The 2286-nt window shown below is 40.4% G+C and carries 2 protein-coding genes; both read right to left on the bottom strand.

What is annotated here, in order from left to right; translation table 11 throughout:
* On the bottom strand, positions 1–1724 hold a 1724-nt coding region (locus AC1DSE_RS34270), incomplete at its 3' end, for a sensor histidine kinase (protein WP_477529014.1).
* Between the two features lie 21 nt (positions 1725–1745).
* Positions 1746–2286: helix-turn-helix domain-containing protein (locus AC1DSE_RS34265; RefSeq protein WP_477529013.1), on the bottom strand; the 541-nt coding region annotated here is incomplete at its 5' end.

The raw sequence follows: 2286 nt of genomic DNA, 5'->3' as shown, positions 1-2286 counted from the left end.
CCATAGTGAAGCTTGATTCTCTGATCGATATTTCGAATCCCATATCCAATGTTCCCTTTATCTAGCCCGCTGAATATTTCATCAATTCGCTCCTGCGGCATTCCGAACCCGTCGTCGATTATCTTATAATGCACTGTGTTTTCTTCCATATAGGTAACAATCCGAATATGAATGCGATCTCCGCTCCATGCGTGCTTAAGCGTATTTTCAATGAAAGGCTGCAAAATAAGCTTCACCGTCTCAAAAGGCCATATATTCTCATCAATCTCGAATAATACTTCCAGACGTTTCCCGTACTTCACCTTCTGTATGCTTACATATGCGTTGGCCTGCTCCATCTCCGCTGCGATTGGAATCATCGTACGGCCTGAATTCAGCGTAAGTCTATAAAACTTCGCGAGCTCCAACACCATTTTTTGCAGTTTTTCATTTTCCCCGAATTTTGCCAGCTGGTTGATCGATGAAAGGGTATTGTATAAAAAGTGCGGATTGATCTGAAGCTGCAGCATTTCCAGCTCAGCCTCTTTTTTCTGAAGCTGCGTCAAATATACCTTATTAATTAATGCCTCTACATCCTCGCCCATTCCGTTTAGCGCCGTTGCAATTTGAGAGAATTCATCCTTCCCTCTGTAGGCAATTCGCTTATGCAAATCCCCCTCGCGGAAAGCATTCAACACCGATACAAATTTCAAAATTCGTTTGGAGAAATAACGTGAAATAAAGACACCCGCAAACGTTAACAAAACAAAGCTTAGTACGCAGATGAAAATAATAAATGCCCGTACCTTCGCAGCTTCCTGCTCGATAATGGTAAGTGGAACTTGCGCCACTAATGTCCAATTCTGATTGAGCAATTTTTCTTCTATTCTTAAGTATTCTTGCTTATCGCTATTTTCATTTGTCGATACATTTTTGTTTATTTTCGAAACTGGTTTGGTTGAGCCTTCCGGAAGCTGCCCAGAGGAGAAAATAACGTACCCCGTAGAATCCACGACTGACAGCATGCTGCCGTCGCCAAGCTTCGAGAAGTCAACGCTATTAAACAGCTCCTTCATCTGAACGCTAAACCGCATAATAGCCAGCTCTTCAACTTCCAATGGATTATCGGTGTCGACGATACGTCGTATCATTGAAATACGATGATCTCGTACATCCTCTTCAACCTGTTTCCACTCCATAGTCACGCCGTATTCTTCTTTTGGAATGGATGTGTACCATAACTTATCCTGAATGCGGCTCATATGATAAATATCATAGGTTTRCTCTTTGGATTCATCGTTATCGGCAGCATTGTCTTTCTTCCATCTATTCTCATAAATTTGGTTCACCGTTTTATTATGAAAGTAGACAGACAACCTTAAATTCATCCCAATAGATTTCGAGGCGCTTTCCAGCTTTGGGCTAATGATCTGATTCATTCGATTTAAATTGGCAATGCCTATTTCATCAACTCGAATGCTCTGAACCAGATTATAATCATCATAGAGTGTAGACGATATTCGGACAATATCATCTAGTTTATACTTCACGTTGTCGCGCATTTGCTCCATCGTTCCTTCAATATTCATACGCGTCTGCTTACGCATGGAAGAGTCATACATCGAATGAGACACATAGAAATTGACAACGACCAAAATAACGATAAAGATCATATAGGACAGCATAAGCTTGTATCCGATCGGCATATATCCGAGTCTCTTTCTATTCTCCCGGACTATTTTCATCTAAAGCTCCCCCATTATTGATCAATTCTCTCTCTTCCGATATTCCATAGGTGTCATGCCAAACTTCTCCTTAAATTGTCGGCTGAAATAGGGAAGATAACGATAACCAACCTGATCGGCAACTTCATAAATTTTTATCCCGGGTTGATTGAGCAGTTCACATGCTTTCTCCATACGCAGATGCACGAGCAGTTCATTGAAGGTATGACCTGACTTTTCTTTTATTAAAAACCCCATATAGCTAGGCGAGAAAGAAAACTGCAGCGCCATATCTTTGAGGGTAATATTTTCACTCATCCTCTCCTTAATTGACTTCGTGACGCTGCGTATAAACTTGCTGTCTTTCATGACGTTTTTCTTCTGCAGTCGTTCAGAAATTTCATATAAGAGCTTTACAAGCCATGAACGTATATCGTTAATCGTTTCGAATTGCATTAAAACTTCGAGATGGTGAATATCAATACCTAGCAGTTCAAATAAATCCTCATTCATTTCACTTAAATATTGATCCAGCTTCCATATAATATAGCTGGTCATATGATGAACAGTAAATCTGGAGCGA

It is taken from the genome of Paenibacillus sp. 01L418, assembly GCF_056400045.1.
This window is presented reverse-complemented; position numbering and strand designations above follow the sequence as displayed.